Annotated in this window: 1 protein-coding gene; it reads right to left on the bottom strand. The window is 59.5% G+C overall.

Annotation, left to right across the window (positions count from 1 at the left end; genetic code table 11):
- Positions 1-278 (bottom strand): hypothetical protein (locus FOY53_RS23555; RefSeq protein WP_222435342.1); only part of this gene is annotated, 278 nt, incomplete at its 3' end.
- Between the last annotated feature and the right edge of the window lie 763 nt (positions 279-1,041).

Here is a 1,041-nt window from a genome sequence, read left to right as displayed (position 1 = left end):
TGGGGGAATGTCTTAGGGAGATGTGACGGGTGTTTTTCGCTTGGCTTTGAGCCATTGCGTTGTTGGCTTTCTTTCAATGTTTGGAAGGTTGGCTGCTCTTGCTCTTCGCTCGTCATTCCCGCGTGCTCTTGGCGGGAATCCAGCGACTTTTCTTTGGTTATTTTGTGTTTTAGGAGCAGAGCTTCCACTCGCCCTGCGGGCGAGCGGGTAACTTTCTTTGCTTGTGCAAAGAAAGTCACCAAAGAAACACCCCCCAGAACATTGCGCCCTACGCGCATCCTGCGCTCCGGGTTCGCGTCAGCGGCCGGGTTCCGCTAATTGCACGTCCATGTGCAATAGCGGAATGCGCGCGGTCCTCGCGCGCACCCCTGCGGGGCCTTTTCGTCCGCTGCCGCCGCAATGTAATGGGGACCCGGAAAAGCCGGAGCAGCGCGCATCGTGCGCGCCGAAGCAAGAACGACCTTCGTAGACGGCGGCTTTTGATCTGTCTTTTGATCTCGGGTCCCCGTCAGCCGCGGCGAGGGCATGACGGATTCGCCCACAGGGTCGCGCGCAGGATGCGCGCGAGTTCGCGAATGGGCACGGATGTCCATCGAGCGAACCCCGGCATGACCTCGCGAACCGCCGCAGGCGGCGCGGCTCCCGGGGCGGCGTTTCTTTGGTTACTTTCTTGTCGCTGTTGACAAGAAAGTGACCCGCTCGCCCAAAGGGCGAGTGGAAGCCCTTGCTTCGAAACCAAGAAAGCAAAGTCACTGGATTCCCGCTAAGAGCACGCGGGAATGACGAGCAAAGGCGAGAGCTGGATGACCAGCCCTACGGCTGTTGAAAGCCCCACTTCCGCGAGAATGACGAGCAGAACAACCGCCCGCAGGTTTTACCAGCCGAAGACCTTGTACTGCACCGCCCCCGGCTTGCCATGCATACCGGCATTCAGATCCGGCGGCATCGGCCCCTGATATGCAGGATCGACGTACCACTTCTCCGATCCGCCATCCTTCGACTTGATGTACTGGGCGAAGATCTTGCCGCGCTTGCGGTATT

The organism is Puniceibacterium confluentis, from assembly GCF_007923445.1.
In the GTDB taxonomy this organism is placed as follows: domain Bacteria; phylum Pseudomonadota; class Alphaproteobacteria; order Rhodobacterales; family Rhodobacteraceae; genus Puniceibacterium; species Puniceibacterium confluentis.
This window is presented reverse-complemented; position numbering and strand designations above follow the sequence as displayed.